The organism is Kitasatospora sp. MBT63 (assembly GCF_000710465.2).
Taxonomy (GTDB): Bacteria; Actinomycetota; Actinomycetes; order Streptomycetales; family Streptomycetaceae; genus Kitasatospora.
In genome coordinates, this window is the sequence record NZ_JAIZ01000083.1 from 6919 (window position 1) to 9391 (window position 2473).

General features: G+C 73.6%; 2 protein-coding genes and 1 pseudogene. 1 reads left to right on the forward strand and 2 read right to left on the reverse strand.

The window, feature by feature from the left end:
- A pseudogene (locus tag AA75_RS51665) lies at positions 1–153 on the reverse strand (adenosylmethionine--8-amino-7-oxononanoate aminotransferase BioA); the annotation flags it as partial.
- A complete protein-coding gene (gene bioB, locus AA75_RS05745) occupies positions 150–1391 on the reverse strand; it encodes a biotin synthase BioB (protein ID WP_033818665.1) in 1242 nt (413 codons plus the stop codon). The gene bioB and the pseudogene AA75_RS51665, both read right to left, overlap by 4 nt.
- Before the next feature lie 232 nt (positions 1392–1623).
- Here bioB and AA75_RS49065 point away from each other — a divergent pair, with 232 nt between their 5' ends.
- Positions 1624–2397, forward strand: a complete 774-nt coding sequence (locus AA75_RS49065) for a hypothetical protein (protein WP_158515445.1) — start codon at positions 1624–1626, stop codon at positions 2395–2397.
- Positions 2398–2473 lie beyond the last annotated feature (76 nt).

The following is a 2473-nucleotide window of genomic DNA, read 5'->3' on the forward strand; positions in this document are numbered from 1 at the left end:
CAGCCGCAGCCGGACGCCCGACGCGGACTCCACCAGGTACGGCGTGCTGGTGCCCGGCATCGGACCGTACGGGTGCCAGACGTGCGCCCGGTCGAGGCCGAGCAGTTGCTGCGCGTGGGTCGCGGGTGCGTGTGTCACCGGTCCGGACCTCAGGCGTTCGGGGCCAGTTCGGTGCCGGCGCCGCGGCGGCGGACCTTCACCAGGTCGCTGCGCAGTTCGCCGTTGCCGTCCGCCTCGCCGGCCGTGGCCGAAGCCGTGACGGGCTCGGCGGCCTCGGTGGGCTCGGCGTGGGCGTGGCCGCCGCAGGGGCCGCAGCCGCCGCCGGTGCCGCAGGAGCCGGCCGCCGGGTCGGCGGTGGCGGCCGAGCCGCAGCCGCCGGTGACCTGCGAGCGGTGCTGCGGCAGGGTCACCTCGCCGGCGCCCTCGACGGTGAAGCCGGCGTCCTTGATCATGTCGAGGTCGGCCTGGCCGGCCTGGCCCTCGCTGGTCAGGTAGTCGCCGAGGAAGATGGAGTTGGCGATGTGCAGGCCGAGCGGCTGCATCGAGCGCAGGTGGACCTCGCGGCCGCCGGCGATCCGCACCTCGATGTCGGGGCAGACGAACCGGACCATCGCGAGGATCCGCAGGCAGCGCTGCGGGGTGAGGTTCCACTCCTCCGCCAGCGGGGTGCCCTCGAACGGGATCAGGAAGTTGACCGGCACCGAGTCCGGGTCCAGCTCGCGCAGCGCGTACACCACGTCGACCAGGTCCTCGTCGCTCTCGCCCATGCCCGCGATCAGGCCGGAGCAGGCCGAAAGGCCCGCACCGTGCGCCTTGTTCACGGTGTCCACCCGGTCCGCGTAGGTGTGGGTGGTGGTGATCTCGCCGTACGTGCCCTCGGAGGTGTTGAGGTTGTGGTTGTACGCGTCGGCGCCGGCCGCGCGCAGCCGCTCGGCCTGGTTGTCGGAGAGCAGGCCGAGGCAGGCGCAGATCTCGACGTTCTCGTTGGCGCCCTTGATGGCCGAGATGGTGTCGGCGACCCGGTCGATGTCCCGGTCCGTCGGGCCGCGGCCGCTGGCCACCAGGCAGACCCGCTTGGCGCCGCCGGCCAGACCCGCGGCGGCCGCCTCGGCGGCCTGGTCGGGCTTGAGCCAGGTGTACTTGAGGATCTCCGCCTTCGAGCCGAGCCGCTGCGAACAGTAGGAGCAGTCCTCGGGGCACAGGCCGCTCTTGAGGTTCACCAGGTAGTTGAGCTTGACCCGGCGGCCGAACCACTGCCGGCGGACCCGCCCGGCGGCTGCGACCACGTCCAGCAGCTCGTCGTCGGTGGTGGCGAGGACGGCCAGGGCTTCCTCGCGGGTGGGGAGTTCCCGGCGCAGGCCCTTGGCGGTGAGGGTGTCGAGCAGATCCATGCGCCTGATCCTGCCTGGGGGACCTCGCGTTTCGCCAGAGGGAACCCGCCAGAAGATCCGCTCCGGGGTGTGCGAGTTGTCACAGTGCGGATGCCGCGCGTAGTGGCGGGCGTCACGTGGGTGCCGCCCGGCCCCGCGCCCAGCACACGGACGGGGCGTGCGGGCCCGATCGCGCGCCGTCGATCCGGGCCCATGATCCGATCAGAATTCCGGACTGCTTAGAATCTGCGCCATGACCACGCAGGGGGAGTCCACCCCGCCACCGGCAGCGCACCAGCACCAACCGGCACCCGCCCACAGCCGGGGACCGCGGGTGACCCCGCGCCGGATCCTGCTCTGGGTGGTCCTCGCCGGCCTCGCCGCCGGCGGCAGCTGGGTGGTCACCCGGCCGAACCCGGGCGACCTGGTACCCGGCCTCGGCCCGACCAGCACCAGACCCAGCAGCGGCCCGCCGGTGCCCGGGGTGCTGCCCGCACCACCGCAGACCGAGGCCCAGTCCTTCACCGCCGAACGGTACTTCCCCGCCCAGCGCGGCCTCGACCTCGACGGCTACAAGGCCCGCCGCTCCAACGCCGGCCAAGGCGCCGACTGCGCCGACACCGTCCAGGACAAGGCCCATGACCCGCTGCGCGACACCGGCTGCCAGGGCTACCTGCTGGTCGCCTTCACCCGCCTCGACCAGCAGGTCACCAGCAGCGTGACGGTGCTGCGCTACGCCGACGAGGCGAGCGCCCGCAAGGCCGAGGCCGCGGTCCGCGAGGGCGCCGCCGCCCTGCTCTTCCTCCCGCCGGAGGGCACCGCCCCCGCCACCGCGCCGAGCCCCTCCGCCTCGGCCGCCAAGCAGCCGGTCACCACCCGCAAGGTGGCCGTGGTCGGCCACTACCTGACGGTCACCGTCTCCCGCTTCGCCGACCAGCGCACCACCGTCCCCGAGACGGACCACGCGCTGGACGAGGCCACCCGCAACGTCAGCTACACCGCCGGGCTGCCCTTCGTCTGGATGTGAGCCCACGCCCCGTACGGCACGGCCGAGCCCCGGACCACCGGCGGGTTCCATTGATCCCCGCAACACCCTGGAGTGC

Bases quoted from the DNA above. Each gene is read 5' to 3' on its own strand.
- bioB (WP_033818665.1), bottom strand. From the start codon at position 1,391: ATGGATCTGCTCGACACCCTCACCGCCAAGGGCCTGCGCCGGGAACTC.
- AA75_RS49065 (WP_158515445.1), top strand. From the start codon at position 1,624: ATGACCACGCAGGGGGAGTCCACCCCGCCACCGGCAGCGCACCAGCAC.